The organism is Brevundimonas alba, from assembly GCF_011927945.1.
Classification (GTDB): domain Bacteria; phylum Pseudomonadota; class Alphaproteobacteria; order Caulobacterales; family Caulobacteraceae; genus Brevundimonas; species Brevundimonas alba.
This window is the reverse complement of record NZ_JAATJM010000001.1, coordinates 96,138-120,349: the sequence shown is the minus strand read 5'-3', so window position 1 is coordinate 120,349 and position 24,212 is coordinate 96,138. Positions and strand designations below refer to the sequence as shown.

Annotated in this window: 12 protein-coding genes; 9 read left to right on the top strand and 3 right to left on the bottom strand. The window is 68.5% G+C overall.

Annotated elements, in window-relative coordinates; genetic code table 11:
• The first annotated feature begins 54 nt into the window (after window positions 1-54).
• The 5 genes from GGQ87_RS00465 to GGQ87_RS00445 are packed head-to-tail and all read left to right on the top strand — an operon-like array spanning window position 55 to window position 6,681.
• Complete coding sequence (locus tag GGQ87_RS00465; RefSeq protein ID WP_168044771.1) at window positions 55-2,193, top strand: cytochrome P450; 2,139 nt, start codon at window positions 55-57, stop codon at window positions 2,191-2,193.
• A gap of 23 nt (window positions 2,194-2,216) precedes the next feature.
• Complete coding sequence (locus tag GGQ87_RS00460; RefSeq protein ID WP_168044770.1) at window positions 2,217-2,471, top strand: acyl carrier protein; 255 nt, start codon at window positions 2,217-2,219, stop codon at window positions 2,469-2,471.
• Window positions 2,468-4,153, top strand: a complete 1,686-nt coding sequence (locus GGQ87_RS00455; RefSeq protein ID WP_168044769.1) for a carbamoyltransferase family protein — start codon at window positions 2,468-2,470, stop codon at window positions 4,151-4,153. Before GGQ87_RS00460 ends, GGQ87_RS00455 begins: the two co-directional genes overlap by 4 nt.
• A 52-nt stretch (window positions 4,154-4,205) precedes the next feature.
• Complete coding sequence (locus tag GGQ87_RS00450; RefSeq protein WP_168044768.1) at window positions 4,206-5,678, top strand: MBOAT family O-acyltransferase; 1,473 nt, start codon at window positions 4,206-4,208, stop codon at window positions 5,676-5,678.
• 7 nt (window positions 5,679-5,685) lie between these two features.
• Window positions 5,686-6,681 carry a hypothetical protein gene (locus tag GGQ87_RS00445; protein WP_168044767.1) on the top strand — a complete coding sequence of 332 codons (996 nt, stop codon included), beginning with the start codon at window positions 5,686-5,688 and terminating at the stop codon, window positions 6,679-6,681.
• On the opposite strand, the gene GGQ87_RS00440 is transcribed toward GGQ87_RS00445, so the two are convergent.
• Window positions 6,670-8,301: a B12-binding domain-containing radical SAM protein gene (locus GGQ87_RS00440; protein ID WP_168044766.1), complete on the bottom strand. Its 1,632-nt coding sequence runs from the start codon at window positions 8,299-8,301 to the stop codon at window positions 6,670-6,672. The genes GGQ87_RS00445 and GGQ87_RS00440 overlap by 12 nt on opposite strands.
• Here GGQ87_RS00440 and GGQ87_RS00435 point away from each other — a divergent pair.
• Together GGQ87_RS00435 and GGQ87_RS00430 are read left to right on the top strand one after the other, a co-directional pair.
• A complete protein-coding gene (locus tag GGQ87_RS00435; protein ID WP_168044765.1) occupies window positions 8,300-8,461 on the top strand; it encodes a hypothetical protein in 162 nt (53 codons plus the stop codon). The genes GGQ87_RS00440 and GGQ87_RS00435 overlap by 2 nt on opposite strands.
• A gap of 104 nt (window positions 8,462-8,565) precedes the next feature.
• Complete coding sequence (locus GGQ87_RS00430) at window positions 8,566-20,754, top strand: calcium-binding protein (RefSeq protein ID WP_168044764.1); 12,189 nt, start codon at window positions 8,566-8,568, stop codon at window positions 20,752-20,754.
• 18 nt (window positions 20,755-20,772) lie between these two features.
• Here GGQ87_RS00430 and GGQ87_RS00425 read toward each other — a convergent pair whose 3' ends face one another.
• Together GGQ87_RS00425 and GGQ87_RS00420 are read right to left on the bottom strand one after the other, a co-directional pair.
• Complete coding sequence (locus tag GGQ87_RS00425; protein WP_168044763.1) at window positions 20,773-21,381, bottom strand: response regulator transcription factor; 609 nt, start codon at window positions 21,379-21,381, stop codon at window positions 20,773-20,775.
• Window positions 21,378-22,730 (bottom strand): two-component system sensor histidine kinase NtrB, encoded by a 1,353-nt coding sequence (locus GGQ87_RS00420; RefSeq protein ID WP_342448277.1) that lies wholly within the window; start codon window positions 22,728-22,730, stop codon window positions 21,378-21,380. Before GGQ87_RS00420 ends, GGQ87_RS00425 begins: the two co-directional genes overlap by 4 nt.
• Before the next feature lie 258 nt (window positions 22,731-22,988).
• On the opposite strand from GGQ87_RS00420, the gene GGQ87_RS00415 reads away from it, so the two are divergent.
• Together GGQ87_RS00415 and GGQ87_RS00410 are read left to right on the top strand one after the other, a co-directional pair.
• Entirely contained in the window at window positions 22,989-23,447 is a 459-nt protein-coding gene (locus GGQ87_RS00415; protein ID WP_168044762.1) for a response regulator, read from the top strand.
• A 51-nt stretch (window positions 23,448-23,498) separates the two neighbouring features.
• On the top strand, window positions 23,499-24,185 hold the full coding sequence (locus GGQ87_RS00410; RefSeq protein WP_342448276.1) for a TorF family putative porin: 687 nt from the start codon (window positions 23,499-23,501) through the stop codon (window positions 24,183-24,185).
• The last annotated feature ends 27 nt before the right edge of the window (window positions 24,186-24,212 follow it).

The following is a 24,212-nucleotide window of genomic DNA, read 5'->3' as shown; positions in this document are numbered from 1 at the left end:
TCCGCGACAGCGCCGCAGCCGGCCACTGGCCCGCGGCCCCACCGCGCCCGTTTCATGGTGACGACCGCGGACGAGGCGGTCGAGGTCTTCCAGGACCGTAGCTGGGGCGTGACGGCGGTGACCCCCTATCTTGAGGCGCTGCAGGCGGAGACGGGGGAAGACCTGTCGCTGCTGATCGAGGCCACGCGGGCCTCGCTGGTCTACCAGACCGGAGCGGATCACCTGATGACCCGCCGCGCCCTGGCGCCCTTCCTGAGCCCCGCCGCGGCGGCTCGCTGGGAACCGGTGATCGACGGGCATATCCGCTCGGGACTGGCGCGGCTGGCGGCCAGTTCGAAACCCGATCTGGTCAGGGACTTCTCTGATCCGCTGTTCGTCGCCTGCGCCCGCGACCTGTTCGGCCTCGCCATTCCTGACGAAGCCGAGTTCCTGCGCCACATCTACAATGCGCGGATTTTCACCGAACCGCTTCTCCGTCTTCGCGAACTGCGGCTGGTTCAGGATGCGTATCGGCACCTGGTCGAGGCCGCGTCGGCCAAGGGTGACTATCCGGGTTGCGACTCCGGCCCCGCCCCCCTTGTCGGGGCTCTGGCCCGGAGCAAACTGCCCGAGGGGGTGAATGACGCCACCCTGATCGCCTCCATCACGGTGGCCGCTCATACAGCCGCCGAGTCGCTGGCCTACGCGCTCTGGGGACTTCTGCGCGACGGCGCGCCGACCTGGGGCGAGGTCTCGCGGCCCGGCTGGGCGGACGCTCACCTCGAGCAGGTCATCCGCGACTACCCGTCGACGCTCAGGCTCTACCGGGTGGCGGGCGCGGGGACGGCGCTCAACGGCAAGGCCGTGGCGGCCGGCGACGTCGCCGAACTGGATATCCCCGCCGCCAATCGCTCGCTCTGCCCGCATGGCGCGTCAGATGGCGGCAGGACATCGCTGTCGTTCGGCGACGGGATGCACAAATGTCCGGGCGCCGCCCTGGCCCGGCTGATGATGCGGCGCGCGCTGCCGGCCATGGCCGAGCGTTTTCCGGAGCTGCGTCTCGACGAGGCCGGGGTCCGGATCGAGCGGACCCATATGGTGCAGGCCCCGACGGCCCTGCCATGCCGGCTGGCGCCGGCTGCAACACGTCGCTCAGCCCGGATGTGGGACGTCACCGAAGCCGCGACCGCACGCGCGATCGCCGTGGACGACCTTCGCTTCAGCCCTCCGGGAATGGAGTCCCATCTGATCAGCCTGCAGGAAGCCAGCGGCCAGGACCTGTCCACCGTCATTCGCATCGCCCGCAACGCGCCCTTCTTCCAGTCCGGTCCGAGGCACGCCCGGATGCGGCTGCTCGGCTTCGAGGCGCTGGGCTCCAATCGGCTGGCCGCCTGGACACCGCTGATCGAGGCGGAGATCGCCCGCGCGGTCGCCGCGCTCGAGGGCCGGACGGAGGCCGATCTGGTCCGGGACTTCTGCGAGCCCCTGTTCCATGCCGTGTGTCAGCCGATCATGGGCCTGCATCCGCGCTCGCCCGAGGTGTTCAACCAGCTCGCGCCCATGCTGCAGGAAGTACTCGAGCCGCTTCGTTCCCTGCGCGCCATCGTCAAGGTGCAGGCGATGGTGGATACCCTGCTGGACCAGTTCGATGAGCCCGCGCCCGACGAGGGGGAGCAGGGGCCCATGTCCCTGCTGTCGCATCTCGCCGCGAACGGTCGGGAGGAGATGGACGTGGAGGACCGCAAGGCCTTCGTCCTCGTCCTGTACGGAGCCAGCTTCAACGTCGCACATACGCTGGCCAACGCCATTCTCGACCTGGCCGCGAAACCTGTGGCGGAACGGGGCGACCCGGCGGATCCGGCGCGGATCGCCGCGCATCTGGACACCCGGATCGTGCCGGACGCGGCCTCGCCGCGCTTCATCTACCGGATCGCCCGGGTCGCGGGAGAGATCGACGGCATGGCCTTCGCGCCGGGAGACACGATGCGGCTGCAACTCGCCGCCATCAATCGCGACCTCGGCGCCGGCCATCTGGCCTTCGGCCACGGCCTGCATCGCTGCATCGGCGCGGCCCTGTCGCGACTGTTGATCCGAAAAGCCCTGCCGGCCCTGTTCTCTCGCTACCCCGACCTGCGGCTGGCGGCGGCGGCGCCGCGCTATGCCGAGAACTCCCAGACGGTCATTCTCGCCGAACTGCCCTGCCGCCTTCACTGACCCTCTCGCCTGAAAGTACGCTTATGACCAAGCCGACCCTCGCCGAAGTCACCGACTTCCTGCGGGACCATGTGAGCCAGCGGACCAAGGTTCCGCCGGAACAGATTCTGGGGTCCACGGTGCTCGTCGATTTCGGGCTGGAGTCGATCGACGCGGTGCTGATCTCCGGCCACATCGAGGACAGGTTCCAGATCGAGGTGGAGCCCTCGCTCATGTTTGAATACCAGACCCTGGATGAGGTCGCTGCGGCGGTCGTGGCTCTGTTCGACAAGCGATGAGCCGCTTCTATCTGGGCCTGTCGACCTCGGGGCATGACCCGGCGCTGGCCCTCATCGATGAAGACGGACGCATCCGCTTCGCCGAGGCGACCGAACGCTTCCTGCAGGACAAGCGGGCGTGGGGCGCGGCGCCGGATCTGGTCGGGCATCTGGAAAGCGCGTTGGCCGCCGTCGGCTTCGACCGCTCGGCCGATCAAGTCGTCGTCTCGACCAGCTGGGCGCGGGTCAAGGCGGCCCTGCCGGTGTCGATTTCCAACGCCATGCTGCCCGTGTCCGACGGGCTGTGGCTGCGCGGACTGCAGGCCCATGCCCAGGCCTCGGCCGGCGATTCCCTGCTCCGGCTGGGCCTTGCGGAGACCCGCCCCGAGGTTCGGCACTTCGATCACCACCTGTCCCACGCGGCGGCGGCCTGCAGCAGCGCGCCGTTCGCGGATGGCCTCTGCCTCGTAATCGACGGGGAGGGGGATGTCGGGGCTGCCAGCCTGTTCCGTTTGCGCGAGGGTCGTCTCGGCCGGGTGTGGCGATCCTGGGGGCCGGGCAGTCTCGGCTCCTACTATGCCTGGCTGACCGGCCTGTGCGGCTTCGACTGGCGCGCGGGCGAGGAATGGAAGGTTATGGGCCTCGCCGCCTTCGGCACGCCCGACGAGCGTCTGGTGAATGCGCTGGAGTCGATGCTCGACATCGTCGACGGCCGCCCACGGCTGCCGGAGCAGGCGGTCATCGACGCCGCCGTCGCCCGCGCGAAACCGTACGGCCGCGGACCCCGCGACCCCATCGAGCGCGCCGCCGATCTCGCCGCCAGCGGTCAGGCCGCCTATGCCCGGCTGGTCGACCGGATACTGGAAAGCTGCGCCGGGCTTGGCGAACGGAACCTCGTGCTCAGCGGCGGCTGCGCGCTGAACTCCTCGTACAACGGCACGATCCGCGGGCGCTTCGGCTTCGACCAGGTCCATGTGCCCAGCGCGCCCGCCGACGACGGCAACGCCCTGGGCGCCGCCCTGCTGTCGTGGATGCAGGATCATCCGGAGCGGCCCGCGGTGGCGGGCCTCGGCTCACCCTTCCTGGGCAGCCGGGCGGACCCCAAGGTCATCGACGGCGCGGTCGCCAACTGTGGTTATTCGCAGGTGACCCGCGCCGGGGGCGAGGCAGGTCTGGCGATCTTGGCGGAACGTCTGGCCGCCGGCAAAATCATCGGCGTGATGCGCGGCGCCGCCGAGTTCGGCCCGCGCGCGCTCGGGCACCGCTCGATCCTCGCCGATCCCCGGCCGCACGACATGAAGGACCGGCTGAACCAGCGCGTAAAAGGCCGGGAGCCCTACAGGCCGTTCGCGCCCGTTGTGCCCGCCGACCGGGTCGGCGACTGGTTCGACCGTCCGCAGCCATCGCCCTATATGTCCTTCACCCTGCCGTGGAAGGCCGAGGTTCGCGACCGCGTTCCGGCGGTGGTTCACGCGGACGGCACGGGCCGGCTCCAGACCGTCGACGCCTCATCCGACCCGTGGATGAGCGGCCTGCTCTCCGCGTTCGAGGCCCGGACCGGCGTGCCGATCGTGCTCAACACCAGCTTCAACGTCATGGGCAAGCCGATCGTCCACAGCGTTCAGGACGCCATGGCGGTGCTCGCCACCACGGGGCTCGACGGCGTATTGCTCGAGGACGTGCTGATCGAGAAGGCGGCGTGATCCCATCCCGTTCGTAAGCCTCCAGTTCCTGCTGCTCTGGCTGCCGGCGACGGTGGCGCTGTTCGCCGTCGCCTGCCGCTGGAGGCCGGGGCTGGCGCCGTGGGTGCTGGTGGCGGCGTCGCTGCTGTTCTGCCTCGCGGCCGGACCGCGGTCGCTGATGTTTGTTGCCCTGTCGATCCTCGGCAATTTTGCGGCGATGGCGGCGATCCGGCGGATGACGCCGGGCTCTTCCGCGCGGCGGCTGGCGACGGCCGCCGCCATCGTCGCCAATCTGGCGCCGCTGGTGGTGTTCAAACTGGCGCAGCAGGTCATGCCGCTCGCCCTGCCGCTCGGACTTGCCTTCTATACCCTGCAGCAGATCACCTTCCTGATCGACGGACAGAAGCTTGGGGCGGAGAGGCTGGGCCTGCTGCGGTTCGCGGCGTGGGGATCGTTCTTCGGCCAGTTGCCCGCCGGGCCGATCGGAGCCTGGCCGCGCATGGCCCCGCAGTTCGCGCGGCTGGGCCAGACACTGCCGGCGGCCGCCGATGTGGCGCGCGGCGCCGCGCTGGTGCTGGCGGGGGTGGTGAAGAAGACTTGGCTGGCCGACCCCATGGCACGCAAGGTGGATGCTGTCCTCACCGCAGCCGACCTCGGCGCGGTCACCCCGCTGGAGGCCTGGACGGCGGCATGGGGGTTCATGCTGCAGCTGTACCTGGATTTTTCGGCCTATTCGGATATCGCCATCGGCGTCGGCCTCTGCTTCGGCCTGCTGCTGCCGATCAATTTCGACTCGCCGCTGAAGGCGACGACGCCGGGCCAATACGTCATGCGCTGGCATATGAGCCTGATGGCGTTCGTGCGGGACTATGTGTTCGAGCCGGTGTTCCGGGTCGCACGCAAGCTGCCGATCAATCCGACCAGCCGCCGCTACGGTATCGCCTGGGCGATAGCGACCCTGATCGCCTATCTGGTCGTCGCCGCCTGGCATACGGCGGCGCCGCTGCCGTTGTTCCAGGGCTTTTGTGTCGCCCTGCTGATCATCCTGCTGCAGTTCCTGCGCCAGACCGCCCGCGGCGCGCCACGAACGGTCGGACCAGTGGAACACGCCGCGCGCCGGCTCGCGGGGCATGCCCTGATCCTTGGCGGCGTGGCCGTGATCGCCCTCCTCCTCCGGGCTGGCAGCGGGGATCAACTGGCGCGGCTGACGCTGGCGTTGATGGACATCCATGGGGCCACGCAACTGGGGGCCGATATGGCCCGGGCGGCGTTCACCGGCGCCGCCGGCTGGCCCGAACTCTATCCCAACGCCCGCCTTCCGGGGCCCCGGACGCTGGCGATGCTCGCAGTCGTGACGACGATCGTTCTGACCTGTCCGAACACCATGCAGATCTTCGGCATGGCGGGAGCCGGCGGCGTCACGGCCCGGCTGCGCTGGCGTCCGACCCTGCGGTGGGGCGTGCTGACCGCCATCCTTCTCGCACTGGCCCTGATCGGCGTGACCCGACCGGTCGAGCAATATGGCTTCATCTATGCCCAGTTCTGAGCCGGAGATGTCGCCGCGCCTGACGCGAGGCTGGTGGACCGGACTGTTCGCCGGGTTGGCAGCCCTGGGGGTCTGGAGCCTGTTGAACGTGCTGGTCGATCCGACCGGCGAGTTCGGCCTGTCGGGGCGGTTCGCGTTCAACCGCGCGCCGCCCCCGGCGGTGATCGCGGCGGGGGAGGCGGGCAACAATCCCGCCTTCTTCACCCGGGCCATCCGCGAAAGCCGGGGTGACGTGTTCCTGATCGGGCCCTCGCGGACGTGGCGCGGTTTCGACACCTGCGGCCGGTCAGACGTGCTGCGCGTAGCCGGCTCGGCCTGGGGGCTGCGGGAACTTGAGCGGGTGGAGGCGACGGTGCTCGAGAACCGCGAGCGTCCGGCCACCCTGCTGATCGAGATCGGTCTGCCGACGACGGAACGGCCGGCGATCACCAGCCCGGCCCGGGCGGCGGTGTCGGTCGCGCTGTCGCCCCGCACAACCGCCTTCTCGCTTCAGACCGTGAGCCACAGTCTGAATGGCGCCGCCGCAACCCCCGCCTCCTGCGCCCCGCTTGCCTCCGGGGAGCGGAACTGGATCGAGGCCGAGCGCAGCGCCCGCTACACGCTTGGACTGCTCGATACGAGCACGCCGTCGCTGGAACAGGGGCGTCTCAACCTGCTGGCGATGGCGGACCGCGCCGACCGCGTCTGCCGGAGGACGGGCCTGCGCCATCGGCTGGTATTCTTCACCCTTCCGTCTTCCCCGGCATCCTCTCCGTTCTCCGCCTACGACAGCCTTTTCAGAGCCAATGCGGACCGGATCGCCGCCGATTTCGCGGGGCGCCCCACCCCGGCAGGCGGATGTGCGGTCAGCTATGTCAATTTCGCGACCACGCCGCCGGGCGATGTGAGCCAGCAGGCGCTCTGGCGCGATCGCGAAAATTGGTCCGACTACGCCCACTTCTCGCCGGCTCTGGGCGCCATCGCCCTCCAGAGCCTGATCGGGCCGTCGGTGTCAGGCGCGTAGCGGCTGGATCGAGTCCACCCGCACCGGGCGCGGCATAGGCGCCGGCGCCTGCTGATCGGCGAAGGCCGGATCGTCGAACGGTGGTGAGTCCAGCTCGGCCCAGGCGGGGTGATAGCCGCCCTTGGCGATCTGGCCGTGAAAGTTCAGCAACCAGGTGTGCAGGATGTCGGCCAGGGTGTCTCGTATGTCCGGCCGGGCGCGCATCAGATCCGCGGTCTGCTCAAGCACGCGGGCCACACCGGAATCGCGCCGGCGCATGCTTCCCATCATCTCCATGAACAGCCGTTTGGACCGGGCGCGGCCGGGCGGGTCATGGGGATGGCTGCGCGCGGGCAGGGGGCTCGGCGCGAGCCGGGCGGCCATGGCCTGAAGCCGGGTCCAGAATCCGTCAGGGTGATACAGGCGGCTGATCAGCCAGCGTGTACCGACGTAGAGTTCCTCTCGCGTCATCTGGGCGGGATGGATATTCGTGATCTGGTCGCCGGCCTGGTACTGGGTCCGGTCTTCGTCCGCTACGACGCGGCCCGCCCGAAGCATGTCTTCGTACAGCGGTGTGCCGACGGGCGCCGAGAGGGAAGAGACCTTGAACGTGCCGACCGGCAGCTGCATGGCGAAATCATACTGCTGCTCGAAAATGCGTCGGCTGTCGGCGTCGAAGCCGACCATCAGGCCGGCGACGGGCTCAAGGCCGTGCGACACGATGTTAGCGATCCGTGCCCGCATGTCGACGGCGACATTCTGCCGTTTCAGGCTTTCCTTCAGGCTCTCCTCGTTGACCGTCTCCACCCCGATGAAGAGGTTGGTCAGCCCGGCTTCGGCGCACAGTGCCAGCATCCGGTCGTCTGCGGCGATGTCGATCGAGACCTGGGTGTGGAAGGTCACATAGCCACGACCGTCGCGGCCGTTCCACGCCGCCAGCGCTTCCAGCAGGCTGGCCGCGCGCTTGCGGTAGACCGTGAAGTTGTCGTCGGCGAGGAAGATGCGGTTATAGCCGACGTCGTAGAGCTTCTGGACCTCGGCGATCACCTGGTCGTTCGTTTTGTGACGCTGGGCGCGGCCGACGTACTGTATCACATCGCAGAAATTGCATTCGAACGGACAGCCGCGGCTGGTCTGGGCGATACCGATCAGCGCCCGGTCGTTATCGTACAGGTCCCAGGCGGGGATGGGCGAGGTTGTCAGATCGGGTCGACCGCCGGCGTAGAGCGGTTTCAGGGCTCCGTTCAGCATGTCGGTGTAGAAGGCCTCGGCCACGCCCTCGAACTCGCCGGTCACCGCCACATCGCAGAGCCCCTCGAACGCGCCGGGGTCGAGGGTGATGTGAGGGCCGCCGACGATGACGGTCCGGCCCTTGGCTCGGAAGCCGGCGGCGATCCATTTTGCGCGGGCCAGCTGCGAAACATTGGCGGTGATGCCGATGAAGTCGGCGGCGGCGTCGAAGTCGATCGGCTCGAGCGTCTCGTCCTGCAGTACGACTTCAACACCCGGAGGCGCGAAGGCCGCGACCGTGGCGATGGCGGTCGGCGGCACCCGCGTCACCGCCGTTCCGTCCGCCTCGATCAGGCCGGCGAAGTCGGCATCCCACGGCGGACTTGGCGAGATGAGCAGGAAGCGGGGCATGAAGCGGTTTGGCCAGCCAGAATCGCCGACGGAGCGGCGCATTTTCTACAGACGCCCCGGACCGGCTTCCGTCAACTTCAACGCGTTCGGCCGGCATCTCATGGCGCTGCTTCCGACCGTTGTTCGTGCGCTGCGCGAATTTCGTAACGATCAGGTTTGATAAGTCGTCGAACGTCGCTCTTCCCGTTGCACGAGCGCCTGAAACCCCGCTAACTTTGTGCCTGCGTGTGTAGCGAATGCCCGCGAACCGGGACGGGGTAAGCAATGGTTGAGCGGATCGGATCGTCGTTCAGCGACTATCTCGAAGGCGGCGACGAAGCCGACGTCATCTCCGGCCTCGGCGGGGACGACAACCTTTACGGCTACGGTGGCGACGACCTGATCGAGGGCGGCGACGGCGATGACACGATCATCGGCGGACTCGGCCGCGACACCCTCTACGGTGGGGCCGGCGACGACTATTTCACCAACTACGTCGAGAGCGACGCGGCCGGCTACGACTTCCTGATCGACGGCGGCGAGGGCAGCGACTTCCTGTTCATCGACCGCAGCGGCAGCGCGGCGGGCGTAACCCTCAGCTTCGCCGACTCCTCGGTCGACCAGAACCTGCACGGGACCATCCTGCGCAGCATCGAGCGGATCACCTTCTACGGCACCTCGGGCGTCGACAACGTCACCGGCGGCGCACTGGACGACATGCTGACCGGCAACGGCGGCAACGATGTTCTGATCGGCGGCGCGGGCGACGACTGGCTGACCGGCTGGACCGGCAACGACACCATGTCGGGCGGCGACGGGGACGACCGCATCTACAGCTACGCCTTCGCCGGGTTGCAGAACGAGAAGGACGTTCTGATCGACGGCGGAAGCGGGACCGACTACGCCTACATCAGCGCGGCCTGGGCCACGGGACCGGTCAATTTCAGCATCGCCAATCCGCTGATCGACCAGACCGTGAACGGTACGATCGTGCGCGGCATCGAGCAGATCGAATACTACGGCGGGACGTTCGTCGACACCGTTACCGGCGGCGCGCTCGACGACCAGATCACCGGCTTCGCGGGCAATGACGTTCTGTCCGGCGCGGGCGGCAAGGACATCCTCGACGGTGGCGTGGGCAACGACAATCTCGCCGGGGGCGATGGCGACGATTCCCTCTATGGCGGCGACGGGCTGGACACTCTGACCGGCGGCGCTGGCGCGGATCTTCTGTCCGGAAATGAGGGAATTGACACCCTCTCGGGCGGCGAGGGGAACGACAGCCTCTATGCCTCGACCGGGGTCGACGGGACGCGGGACAGCCTCGTCGACGGCGGGGCCGGGGACGACTATCTGGTCGCCGACCGGACGGCGGCGACGGCGGCCATCGTGCTGAACCTGACGCTGACGACCGACCAGACGACGGACGGCACGACGTTCCGCAGCATCGACCGGATGTTCATCGCGACCGGATCGGGCGCGGACCAGCTGACCGGCGGCGCGCTGGACGACGAGCTGCAGGGCCGGGGCGGGAACGACGTTCTGGTAGGCAATGGCGGCCTCGACCGTCTGTTCGGCGAAGACGGCAACGACACCCTGACCGGCGGCGACGGCAACGACGTGCTGTCGGGTGGACTGGGCACAGACACCCTGACCGGAGGTCTCGGCGCGGACCGAATGGTCGGCGGGGACGGTGTTGACACCCTTGATGCCGGCGATGGAAACGATGTCCTCGACGGCGGCTTCGGCAACGACGTGATCCTCGGCGGCGCCGGCGACGACGTCATCGACGGCACGACCGGCGCCGATACGGACGAGGGCAGCGACTCGCTATCCGGTGGCGACGGCGACGACCTGATCTACTCCCTCAACTATGCGGCCGCGGCGAACGATACCCTGATCGACGGCGGGGCCGGTTCGCTGGACTATGCGGTCATCGACCGGCGGCTGGGCACGGCTGGGGTCACGCTGAACTTCGGCTTGGCCGAGGCCGGGACAGCGGACGGCACGGTCATCCGCAACGTGGAGCGGGCGGACTATTACGGCGGGACGGGCGCGGACTCGATCACCGGCGGCGGATCGCTGGACCGGTTCTATGGTCTCGGCGGCGACGACGTGCTGTCCGGTATGGGCGGCAACGACGTTCTCGAAGGCGGGGCCGGTACGGACGTCCTGAACGGGGGGGACGGCAACGACGTCGTGACCGGTGGCGAAGGGGCGGACAGCCTCTCCGGCGGCGCCGGCGATGATGTGATCGACAGCCGGACCTACGCCGGCGACACGACGCGGGACACGGTCGTGGATGGCGGGGAGGGCATCGACTACGCGCTGCTCGAAAAGACGACCAGCACGGTTGGCCTGACGTTCAACCTTGGCCTGACGACCGACCAGACCATCGACGGCACCGTGGTCCGCGGGCTGGAGCGGGTGGATTTCTACGGCGGCTCCGGCGTCGACACCCTCACCGGCGGCGCTCTGAACGACCAGCTCTATGGCAACAATGGCAATGATGTGCTGGCCGGCGGTGCGGGCAACGACGTTCTGTTCGGAGTTGCCGGGGACGACGTCATCACGGACGGGGCCGGCAACGACAACATCGACGGCGGCCTCGGAAACGACCGGCTGGTTCTGACAGGCGCGAGGGCCGACTACTCCTTCTCCGACGAGGCGGGCGTGGTCACCATCGTCGACCTGCGCCCCGGCAGCCCGGATGGGACGAACCGCGTCGTCGGCATCGAGCAGGTGACCTTCAGTGACGGCACCTTCGCCATGCTGGACGTGGCCCTGCGCATCGTGAACGGCACCAGCGGAGCGGACAATCTGAACGGTTCGTCCGCCGCAGACTCGATCGACGGCCAGGACGGAAACGACATCATCACCGGCGCCAACGGCGCCGACATCCTGATGGGCGGCGAGGGCGACGACACGCTCAACGGCGGCATCGACAGCGCCGGAACCCGCGACCGCATCATCGACGGGGGCGCGGGAACCGATCTGCTGAACCTGTCCATGCAGACGGGCGTCAATGCGGTCACGCTCAACATCGGCGAACCGGGCGCCGGCCAGACGGCCGATGGCATCGTCATCCGCGGCATCGAACGGCTGAGCTACGTCGGCGGTTCGGGCGTCGACACCATCACGGGCGGCGCCCTGAACGACACGCTTCGCGGCGGCCTGGGCGCGGATGTGCTGGCAGGCGGCGGCGGGACGGACGACCTCTACGGCGACGCGGGCGCGGACAGCCTGAGCGGCGGCGACGGCGACGACTTCATGACCTCCGACGGCGTCGACACCCTGCTGGATGGGGGCGTGGGCTCGGATTATCTGACGCTCAACGTCAGCACGTTCACGACCGCCTACACCTTCAGCATCGCGGATACCGCGACCACCGTGTTCGGTCCCACGACGGTCCGGGGCATCGAACGCCTCAACTTCAGCGGCGGAAGCGGCGTCGACACGATCACGGGCGGCGTCCTGGCCGACACCCTTGTCGGCAATGCCGGAAACGACCTCCTGACGGGTGGTCTCGGCGCGGACTCCCTGCAAGGGGGCGATGGCGCAGACACCCTGAACGGTGGGGCGGATGGCGACAGCCTCTACGGCGGGGCCGGCGCCGATACGGAAAATGGCGGTGACGGCGGTGACTACGTTCAGGGCGGCGCGGGAGACGACATCCTGCGCGGCGATGCCGGCGACGATGGTCTCGAAGGTGGTCTCGGCGTCGATCAGCTGTTCGGCGGGGACGGCGACGACACCCTGACCAGCCTGGTCAGCTTCTTCGACTTCGACACCTTCACCAACGTCGTGGACACGGTGCGCGACAGCCTGATCGATGGCGGCGCGGGCTTTGACTACGCCCGGATCGACCGGACGGGCAGCAGCGCCAACATCACCTTCAGCATCGCCGACCCCTCGGTGCAGCAGGTGTTCGATGGCCTGACCCTGCGCAACGTCGAGCGTATCGACTACATCGGTGGCTCGGGCGCGGACAACGTCACCGCGGGAAGCAGCTCCGAGACGCTGGACGGCGCCGCCGGCAACGACACCCTGAATGGCATGGGGGGCGACGACACCCTGACCGGCGGCCTCGGCAACGATGCGCTGAACGGCGGCGCGGGCGACGACGAGATCGATGGCGGACGTGGCTCGGACGCGCTCTCGGGTGGCGACGGCAACGATGTCATCGTCAGTCTCCAGACCTACGAAGACCCGAACCTTGGCACGGTCGTCGACAGCGGCAGGGACACCCTCGTCGATGGCGGTTTGGGTTTCGACACGGCCGAGATCGACCGGCGGTCTTCGACGGTCAACATCACCGTCAGCATTGCCGATCCGTCCGTCCAGCAGGTCGCGGACGGCCTGACCATCCGCAATATCGAGCAACTGACCTACAGCGGCGGATCGGCCATCGACACCATCACCGGCGGCGCTTCGCTGGACCGGCTGTTCGGCGCGGCGGGCAATGACGTCCTGTCGGGCGGCGGCGGCACAGACTTGCTGTACGGCGGCGACGGCGCCGACACCCTGAACGGTGACGACGGTGACGATTATCTCCAGGGCGAGGCCGGCGACGACATCGTTCGCGGCGGCGCCGGCGCGGACGACATGACCGGCGGCGCGGGCTCTGACCGGCTGGAAGGCGGAGTTGGATCAGACCGGCTGAATGGCGATGCGCTGGACACCTTGCTGGATGGCGGCGACGGAACGGACCAGCTGACGCTGGATCGCCGCACCGCGACCACGGGCATGTCGATCAACCTGTCCCTGACGGGCGACCAGTCCACCGGTCCCCTCGTGGTCCGCAACATCGAAGCCCTCAACTACAGCGGCGGCGGCGGGGTCGATCAGATCACAGGCGGAGCGGCCAACGACGTCCTCGCGGGCGGCGACGCCGACGATGTGCTGACCGGCGGCGCCGGCTCCGACAACCTGCAGGGCGAGGCGGGATCGGACACGCTGACCGGCGGCGACGGCGACGACCGGCTGGTGTTCGACGCCGCGGACCTGATCGCCTCGGGCGGTGAGGGGGTGGACCGCGCGACCATCAACGTCAGCGCCGTCTCGACGGATCTGGTGCTCGATATCTCCAACCCGGCCGCCACCACCCAGTTCGGCACGACCTCGGTCAGCGGCATCGAGCAGCTGGAATCCTATCAGGGCGGGTCGGGCACCGACACAGTCACCGGCGGCGACCTGAGCGACAACCTGCAGGGCAATGCGGGCACGGACGTACTCCGGGGCGGCGGCGCGGCCGACACCCTGAACGGCGGTGACGGCGACGATCTGCTGGAAGGCGGGACCGGCGACGACAACCTGCAGGGCGGCAACAACGCCGACATCCTGCGCGGGGGGGACGGCGTCGACTTCCTAAACGGCGGACAGGGCGACGACGTGCTGGAAGGCGGCGCGGGCGCCGACCAGTTGCAGGGCAGCACGGGCGTGGATTCCCTCTCGGGCGGCGCGGGCGACGACACCCTGATCAGCGACAACGAGACGCTCGTCGACAGTCTCCTGGATGGCGGCGAGGGCCGGGACAGCGCGACCATCGACCGGCGCAACATGACCACGGGCGTGGTCTTCAGCATCGCAGATCCCGCGGTGGACCAGAACGCCGGCGGCACGATCGTCCGGGGCGTCGAACTGATAACCTACCGGGGCGGCTCGGGCGACGATCAGGTCACCGGCGGCGCGTTCAACGACAGTCTGTTCGGCAACAACGGCGCGGATGTCCTGACTGGCGGCGCGGGCGTGGATCAGCTGTCGGGCGGTGAGGGTAACGACACCCTCGATGGCGGCGTCGACAACGACACCGTAAACGGAGAGAACGGCGACGATCACCTGTCCGGCGGCAGCGGGACCGACGTGCTGACCGGCGGCGCCGGCGACGATGTGATCGACGGCGGGCTGGGTGCGGACACGATCCAGGGCGACGCGGGCGCGGACAGCCTCAGCGGCGGCGAGGGCGACGACACCATCACCAGCGACGCACTGGACACCGTCGTCGAGGGCGGCGCGGGCGTCGACTTCGCGACCATCGTCCGCACCAATACAGACGGCGCGGTCATCAGCCTGGCCGATCCCTCGGTGGATCAGGTCTCGGCCGGACTGACGGTGCGCGGCGTCGAGCGCATGTCCTACAGCGGCGGCTCGGGCGCGGACATCATAACCGGCGGAGCCTTGGCCGACACCCTGGCGGGCAACGACGGCGCCGACGTGCTGGCGGGCGGAGCAGGGGCGGATTCTCTCTCGGGCGGCGCGGGCGACGACGTCCTCGCCGGCGGGGCGGGCGTCGACAGCCTGCAGGGCGGCGAGGGCGCCGACAGCCTGACCGGCGACGAGGGCGACGACACCCTCAGCGGCGGCGGCGGCGCCGACCTGCTGGCCGGCGGCGCGGGCGCCGATGCGCTCGAGGGCGGCGCGGGCGTCGACAGTCTGTCGGGCGGCGACGGCGACGACAATCTCTACAGCCGGAACGCCGGCGACGGCACGCTCGATTCGGTGATCGACGGCGGCGCGGGCGTGGACTTCGCCGTGATCGACCGCAGCAGCGGCACGGCGGCGGCGACGTTCGACTTCGGCGCCGTCTCCTCGACGTCTGACGGCACCACCGTCTCCAACATAGAGCGGGTCGAGTACGTCGGCGGCTCGGGCGTCGACACCATCACAGCCACCTCGCGCGACGACGTGGTCAGCGGCGCCGCGGGCAACGACGTGCTGGACGGCGCGGCGGGGTCGGACATTCTCAACGGCGGCGCAGGTATCGACATTCTGACGGGCGGCCTCGGCTCGGACACGCTCGACGGCGGTCTAGGCGCGGACAGCCTGAGCGGCGGGGACGGCGACGACACCCTGAACAGCCGTGAAAATGGCGACGGCACGCGCGACACCCTGATCGACGGCGGCGCGGGGATCGACACCGCCCTGATCGACCGGACATCGACGACGTCGGCCATCACCCTGACGATCGCCGACCCGACCGTCACCCAGGTGTTCGATTCCACCACCCTGCGTAGCGTCGAGCGGCTGGACTACACAGGCGGGACCGGGATCGACACGATCACGGCCGGCGCGCTCAACGACGCACTGCGTGGCATGGCGGGCAATGACGTCCTGAGGGGCGGCGCGGGCGCAGACTTCGTGGACGGCGGCGAGGGCGTCGACCAGCTGTTCGGAGACGCGGGGGCCGACACCATCGCGGGCGGCGGCGGCAACGACACCATCGACGGTGGCGACGACGGCGACGCCATCGACGGCGGCCGCGGCTCGGACAGTCTGTCCGGCGCCAACGGCGACGACGTGCTGACCAGCATCAGCTACGACGACGGCCTGCGGGACACCCTGATCGACGGCGGCTCGGGCGTCGATCACGCCATCGTCGACCGCCAGACCAGCACGGTCGGCATGACGGTTTCCATCGCTGTCCCCGCCACCACCCAGACCTTCGACGGGACCCAGCTGCGCAACGTCGAGCGCCTGACCTGGCTCGGCGGCTCGGCCGTGGATACGGTCACGGGCGGCGCGCTCAATGATCGGCTCGAGGGCTTCGCGGGCAATGACGTCCTGTCGGGCGGCGCGGGCATCGACGCACTGCTGGGCGGTCTGGGCGACGACACCCTGACGGGCGGCACGGGCAACGACAGCCTTCAGGGCGGCGAAGGCGCCGACATCATGTCAGGCGACGACGGCGCGGACTCCATGAACGGCGGCGCCGATGGTGACACCATGAACGGTGGCGCGGGTGCGGACAGCATGGTCGGCGAAGCGGGCGCCGATGTCATGAACGGCGGCGCCGACGCGGATGTGCTGGATGGTGGTGCGGGCGTGGACTCCATGTCCGGCGGCGACGGCGACGACTTCATCTATTCGCTGATTACCGAGGGCGCCGACAGCCTGATCGACGGCGGCGCGGGCATCGACTCCGTCAGCCTGAACTGGAGTCAGGCGATCGGGAACATCACCCTCAGCCTGGCCAATCCAGCGGCCAGTCAGATCGCCAACGGGACCACCGTCGTCGGCATCGAGCGGCTGAGCCAGTACATCGGGGGACAGGCTGTCGACACGATCACCGGCGGCGCCCTGAACGATTCCATGAACGGTGCTTCCGGCGCGGACGTTCTGTTCGGCGGCGGCGGATCGGACATTATCAACGGCGACAACGGCGCGGACAGCCTGAGCGGCGGCGACGGCGACGACTCGATCGTCTCGAACGACGGCGTGGACATCCTGATCGACGGCGGCGCCGGCATCGATGTCGCGGACATCCGCATGACCGAGGCGGTCAACGCGCTGGTCCTCAATCTCTCCAACCCCTCCATCGACCAGATCCTCGGCGCCACGACCATCCGGGGCATTGAGCGCATCAGCTTCCAGTCGGGCGCGGGCAATGACGACCTGACCGGCGGAGCCCTCGACGACACGCTTTCCGGCAATGGCGGCGACGACTTGCTCAGGGGTGGAACCGGCAGCGACCGTCTGACCGGCGGTTCGGGCGTGGATTCGCTGATGGGCGAAGACGGCGACGACAATCTGTTCGCCGATCAGGGTGACCTGCTGATCGACGGCGGGGCCGGCATCGACTTCGTCAATCTCAACGTCAGCAGCGCCATCGCCAATCTGACGCTCGACCTCTCCAATCCGGCCGTGGACCAGACCGTGCTCGGCACGGTGATTCGGGGCATCGAGCGGATCACCCTGTTCGCGGGCAGCGGCTCGGATATCCTCACCGGCGGCGCCTTCGCGGACCAACTGACGGGCAACGCGGGCGACGACATTCTGAACGGCGCCGCCGGCGCGGATACCCTGAACGGCGGCCTGGGCGCGGACCAGATGTCCGGCGGGGCCGGCGACGACACCCTGACCGCCGACTCCAGCGACCTGCTGGTCGACGGCGGGGCCGGTCTCGATACCTTGGTCCTGACGGCGACGGCCCAGAGCAACATCCTGGACCTGAACAGCGCGACGGCCCAGTTCGGCTCACTGACTGTCCGCAACATCGAGCGCCTGAACTACACCGGCTCCAACGGTGGGACGGATTCGGTGACCGGCGGCGCCGGCGACGACATCATCAACGGCCAGGCCGGCGACGACGTCCTGCGCGGTGGCCTCGGCGCCGACAGCCTGCGCGGCGGAGACCAGAACGACGTCCTGGACGGCGGTGACGGCAATGACGTGCTGCAGGGCGAAAACGGCGACGACACGCTTGCCGGTGGCATGGGCGTGGATAACCTCATCGGCGCGGCGGGGCGCGACACACTCGATGGCGGGGCCGGCAACGACAACCTGAACGGCGGGACGGAAGACGACCGGCTGGCCGGAGGCGACGGCGACGACAGCCTGAGCGGCGGAACCGGCAACGACTTCATCGACGGCGGCGCCGGCATCGACCGCATCGACATCACCTTCACCAACTTCACCGCGCCGGTTGTCTTCGTCTTCGCCTCTGACATGACCATCCTGAGCAGCGAAGGCCTCGACACCTGGGTTTCGATCGAGTCGGCGCAGGTCTTTGGCGGAAGCGCCAACGATCAGCTGACTGGCGGCGGCAATGACGACCGTCTGTTCGGCCAGGGCGGTTCGGACGTCCTGACCGGCGGCGCCGGCGCGGACTATCTGGACGGCGGCGCGGGCGCGGACTTCCTCTTCGGCGGGGACGGCGATGACACCCTGAACGACATGACGGGCGTCAATGTGCTGGACGGCGGCGCGGGCATCGATCTCGTGACGATCAGCCTGTTCGGCGCCACGAGCGGCCTGTCGTTCCAGCTCGCCGAGGGCACCGTGCTGACCACGGCGAACGGCAGCACGACCCTGTATTCCATCGAACGGCTGACCGCGTCGGGATCGGATCATGCGGATCAGTTCGGCGGCGGCGCCTACTCGGACTCGCTGACGGGTGGGGCGGGGGACGATACCCTGACGGGCGCCGGCGGCGACGACAGTCTGTTCGGGTCCGCCGGCCGCGACATCCTCGATGGCGGCGATGGCGACGACAGCCTGAACGCCGACACTGACGATCTCTCCGTAGACGGCGGCGCCGGGGTGGATACGCTCCAGCTGACGTATGGCGGGAGCGAAGGCCTCAACGTCGCCTTCGAGGCCGGAGCGGCCGAGCAACAGATCGCGGGCCTGACGGTCCGGAACGTCGAACGCCTCAACCTCACCGGCAATACGGGCAACGACGTCATCTCGGGCGGCGCCCTCAACGACACGCTCGACGGCCGTGGCGGCGACGACCTCCTCGCCGGCGGCGACGGCGACGATATCCTGCGCGACACCGTCAGCGGCGTCGACAGTCTCCAGGGCGGCGCCGGCAACGACACTCTTGTCCTGATGCACAATGCTGGAGCCGGACCCGTCAGCCAAGGGACGCTGGACGGCGGCGCGGGCGACGACCTGATCCAGCTGAACTGGACCACCACCGCCATCGCCACCGTGAACACCTCGAGCGTGATGGCCGGCGACGGCGCCGACACGGTCCAGATCGGCTCGATGAACGCCGGGACGGTCGACCTCGGCGCGGGTGACGACACCCTGGAATTTGGCGCGGCCAACACCGTGTCGGCGACCATCACTCTCGGCGCCGGGACCGACCGCATCATCCTCGGTGGCAGCAACACCGGCGTGCGCACGGTCACCGACTTCGCGGCCGGCCAGCAGGGGGACATCATCGACTTCAGCCGCCTCGGCTTGACCGGCGATCCCTTTGCCGATGGCCGGCTGGCGCTGGTCCAGAGCGGCGCCAATGTGCTCGTCCTGGTGGACGGCCAGACAGCCCTGATCCTCCAGAACGTCAATCGTTCGATGCTGACGTCGGTCAACACCGGCGGCTATCCGCATCCCTACGGCATCGTCGCGACGGGCTCGGAGTTGGGCGATCTGCTGCTCGGGGGCGCGGGAGCGGACAACCTCTCGGGACTGGGCGGCGACGACATCCTGCGTGGCGGCGGCGGCGTCGACGTGCTTGCGGGCGGCGCAGGGATCGACACCGTCGATTACTCCGGCGCGGCGGCGGGCATGCGCGCCCAGTTGAACTCCAATGCCTCGACGAACGACGGCGACGGCGGCACGGACACCTTCAGTGGTATCGAGAACCTGACCGGCTCAGCCTTCAACGACACCCTGATCGGCGACGGCAATGCAAACGTCCTGCGCGGCGGCCTGGGGTCCGACACCCTGCTGGGCCTCGTCGGAAACGATGTGCTGTGGGGTGGGGCCGGCGCGCTCAACGCCCTGCAGGGCGGGGTCGGCGACGATGTCTATGTGCTGGAAGCCGCGGACTCGGTTATCGAAAACGCCGGCGAAGGGACGGACACTGTCGACGCTCGCATCGCCACCTATGTGCTGGCCAACAACGTCGAGAACCTGATCTTCGGCGGATCCGGCAATTTCACCGGCACCGGCAACGCTGCGGCGAACATCATTACCGGCGGAATCGGCGACGACGTGTTCCGCGGACGTGGCGGGCTGGACGTCCTCAACGGCGGTGCGGGAATAGATACGGTGGACTACACGCTTGCCGCCGCCGGAGCGGTCATCCGCCTCGACCTGCAGCGGGCGAGCAACGACGGCGACGGCGCGACCGACACCTTCACCTCGATCGAGAACGCCATCGGCTCGAACTTCAACGACACCATCTTCGGCAACGCCGGCGACAACGTTATCCAGGGCGGCAACGGCTCGGACGTCATCCTCGGCTTGGGCGGCAATGACATTCTGTATGGCGGCTCGGGCGGGGCAGCCAACCAGATGCAGGGCGGCGTGGGCGACGACCGCTACATCCTCGATTCCTTCGACACCTGCGTGGAGTTCGCCGGCGAGGGCATCGATACGGTCGAGGCCCGCGTGGGCACCTACACCCTGGGCGCCAACATCGAGAACCTGATCTACACCGGCCCGGGCAAGTTCGTCGGCAGCGGCAACGCCATGAACAATGTGCTGACGGGCGGCGCGCTCAACGACATCCTGCGCGGGGGTGGCGGCGACGACACCATCTACGGCGGCCTCGGAACCGACGAGGTCCAGCTGCGCGGAGTCGCCGCCAACTACACCGTCACGGCGGAAGGAAGCGGCTGGCGCATCGTCGACAGCGTCGCCGGCCGGGACGGCTCCACCTACGTCGAGAGCATCGAGGTGCTGCGCTTCTCCAACAACACCACCCGGATCCTGACCTACGGCGCGCCCGCAGCACTGGAGCCGCTGGGCAAGTTCGCCGAGGCCCCGCAGACCCTGCCGACGATGGAGGATGACGCGTTCGTCCTACCAGCGATCGTCGACGATCAGCCTCTGGTCTTGCCTGGCGCGGACGCATCCAAATTCGCCGACGACGCTCTGGTACTGCCGGGGATTGAACCGGCGACTCCGCTGTTCGGGAACCTCGAGGCCCATCTGGCGGTCAACGGCGACTGGATGATCACCCTTGACCCGGACGGCCACCTCCTCGGCCAGCCGGGCTGGCGGGAGAGCGGCTGGAACTGACGAACGGCGCGCATACGCCTAACGGCGGATGCTCAGCCCCATGCGGACCAGCGCCGACAGGCTCTCCGCCTGCATCTTCGTCATGACCTTGGCGCGGAAAATCTCGACCGTTCTCGGACTGATATTCAGTTCGAGGGCGATCTCCTTGTTGGACCGGCCCTCCACCAGCGACTCGAATACCTGCCGCTCGCGCGGAGTCAGTTCACGAAGCCGCTGCTCCGCCTGCCGGGCCGCCTCCTGCCGCGTCACGCGGTCGGTCAGCAACCCGAGGCAACCTTTCAGGGTTTCAAAAAGCCGGTTCGGATCGAAGGGCTTCTCGATGAAGTCGACGACGCCGGCCTTCATCAACTGGACCGCCATGGGCACGTCGGCATGTCCGGTGACGACGATCACCGGCCAGGCGCCGTCGCGCAGGTCATCGATACGGCGCACGACTTCGGCGCCGTCCATCCCCGGCATGCGGATATCCGTGATGACGCAGGCGTTCTCGGTCTCCGGCAGGCGCGCGAAGAAGTCATCGCCGCTGACGAACGCCCGCGCCCTTACGCCCTGACCGCGCAGGAGCGTGACGAGCGAATCCCGTACCGCTTCATCATCGTCGATGATGAAGACCGAATGGCCCTTCATGCGTCCTCCATCTCCCTCTCACGCATGAGTCCGAAGACGAACGCCGCGCCGCCCAGTTCGCTCCTCTCGACCGCCAGTGTGCCGCCGTGACTCTCAACGATGGTCCGCGTCACAGAGAGGCCGAGGCCCATGCCCGAGCTCTTGGTGGTCGTCAGGGGGCGGAAGATCGTCTCCAGCTGTTCGGGCACGACGCCTTCGCCGCTGTCCTCGACCCGGACCTCGAACACCGTGTCCGAGCGCGCGCGGCCGATGACGCGGATGCGGCCGTCCTCGCGTCCCTGCAAAGCCTCGGCGGCGTTACGGATCAGATTGACGATGGCCTGCTGGAACTGGATGCGTTCGGCCCGGACGTGGTCGTTCAGGTCGTCGATATCCGCTTCGATTCTGACGCCGGCGTCGTTCTGGATCATCAAGAGTATGCCGCGCAGGTCGGCGACCATGGCGGAGACCCGTTCCATCTGCAGGCTCCGGCTTTCGTGGGCGAGCAGCTCCCGCATGCGCCGGATGATGGCGCCCGCTCGCAGCAGTTGCGCCTTGGCCAGATCGATGGTCCGGCCCGCGCTCTGGCCCATCAGACCGACCTTTTCGAGCGCATCCTGGCTGGCGTGCAGGTAGGTGGTCGCGGCGGTGAGCGGCTGGTTCAGTTCGTGCGCCAGCGACGCCGCCATCTCGCCGAGCGAGTTCAAGCGCCAGACCCGGTTCAGCTGGGCGTGAAGCTCCCGCGCGCGGGCGTTCGCGGCATGTGCCTGGGTCAGGTCGGTCAGGCAGAGGGTGGCGTGCACGCCATCAGCGTTCTCGGGGATCAGCCCGACCTGGATACTGACGGGATAGGTCACGCCGTCCGGCCGGCGGCCGGTCCAGACGGCATCGGCCCCGTCGGTCAGCTGGTCTGGGCGGAAGTCCTGGATGAAGTCCGCCAGATCCCGGCCCACGGCCGCTTCGGCGGAAGCCCCGAGGACTGCGCAGGCGCGCGTAGTCAGGAAACGCACGCGGCCGTCCCTGTCGATCGTCGCGACCGGGGTGGAAGCGAGGATGGCGTCCAGCACGCGGTTTCGGTGGGCCAGCCGATCAGACAGATCGCGGGCGCGATCTTGTGCCGCCCGCAGCCGCCAGCACATCTCGGCGACGAACCACGAGACGGCGACGAACAACAGGGCGTTGGCGACAGTGTCGGTCAGGCTCTCGCGGGAGACGAGCGCGATGTTCACGGCAAGTGAGAGTATGACCGCGAGCGCGGTCGGAAGCCGTCGGGTCAACATCGCCGTCGCCATCACGGCCGGGACGGAGGGCAGGTAGTAGAAGTGGCCGACGGTCTCGAGGCACTGCCGGGCGACAACGGACGCCGCCACCGCCAATACCGCTATCAGACACTCGCGCCAGACCGTCCGGTCGCGCCTCACGCTGGAAACAATCGGTCGGATACGCAAACTACTGGGGTTCCAGCGCGCTCTGATCGGAGAGGCGCCCGGCAAGGCCTTGGGACGAATCGGCCCTCATCTCACCAGACGATCGGGTGGATTGGAAGATGAGTAGGGGTTTCTACCTATCCCGGGACTCACAGCCTGTTCTTCATCGTCAGTCAGGGTCCGCCAAAGCGAGGACCATGCATGCCATCAACCTTCACTATACTGGTTGTCGGCCCGGAGACTGAGCTGCGGGGGGTGATCGTCACTATCCTGACCTCTGCCGGCCACACGATCTTCCTGACGGACAATCCGTGCGGGGCGATAGATCTGCCGGGGCTCAGGCAACCGGATCTCATCCTGACGGATGTCGAACTGCCCGGCTGGGACGGCGCTGCGCTGGTTCAGACCCTCCGGTCGGGACGGAGGTCGGACACGCCTGTCTTCGTGCTTTCGGCGGGGCATTCGTCGGAGACCCGCAGCCGCATGGCGGAGGCCGGAGCCAACGGCTGGATCTCCGCGCCCGTGTCCCCGGAGATCCTTCTGGCGGCGGTGGAAGCGGCCGCAGGCGGCGCGCGGCTATACGCGCCTCCACGCACAAGGTTCGCTGGCGCTCTGTCGGCCGGTCGACATAGGTATTCCTACGTATATCCGGATTCATAAATAATATCAGCGTGCGGCGGAGTTTGCGGGGGCAACCTCCGAGAGAGTTTCGTGACCCGCAGAACGCGTCTTATCACCCCCGGCATCGCCTTCGCGGGCCTGGTCCTGACCCCAACCGCGGCGCTCGCGCAGGACATCAGCGGCCAGATCGGCGTCGCAAGCCAGTACGTCGGCAAGGGTATCGGCAAGAGCTCGGACGAGCCCAGCCTCTACGGATCGGTCGAGGCGACGGCGGGCCTGTTCTACGCCGGCGTCTTCGCTTCAACCGCCGAATTGAGCCAGGGCTCCGACGCGGAAATCGTCACCACGATCGGCGTCCGGCCGGAGTTCGCGGGCTTCGAATTCGACCTTTCCGCGATGAACAAGGACTTCCCGGGCTCGCGCGCGGGCGTCGACCCCAGCAACATCGAATATCAGGCCGACGTGTCGCGGAAGCTGGGTCCCGTCGGGACCCGGCTGCGCGTGAACTACACGCCCGACGGCTTCGCGGCGACGCGCGAGGCGTGGTGGGTTGAGGCGCAGGCGTCACTGGCCCTTGACGCCGCCACCAAGGCTTCTGTCGCTCTCGGCGAGCGCACCGCCGACGGCGGAGCGGAATACGTCGCCTGGAACGCCGGCGTGAAACGCAAGCTCTCCGACCGCATCGCGCTGGATGTCCGCTGGTACGACACCGACGGCCATGACTTCGGCGAACCCTACGAAGGCCGCCTCGTCGGCTCCCTGTCCCTCTCGCTCTGAACTCCGGCTCCGGCCGCTTCGCGTCGC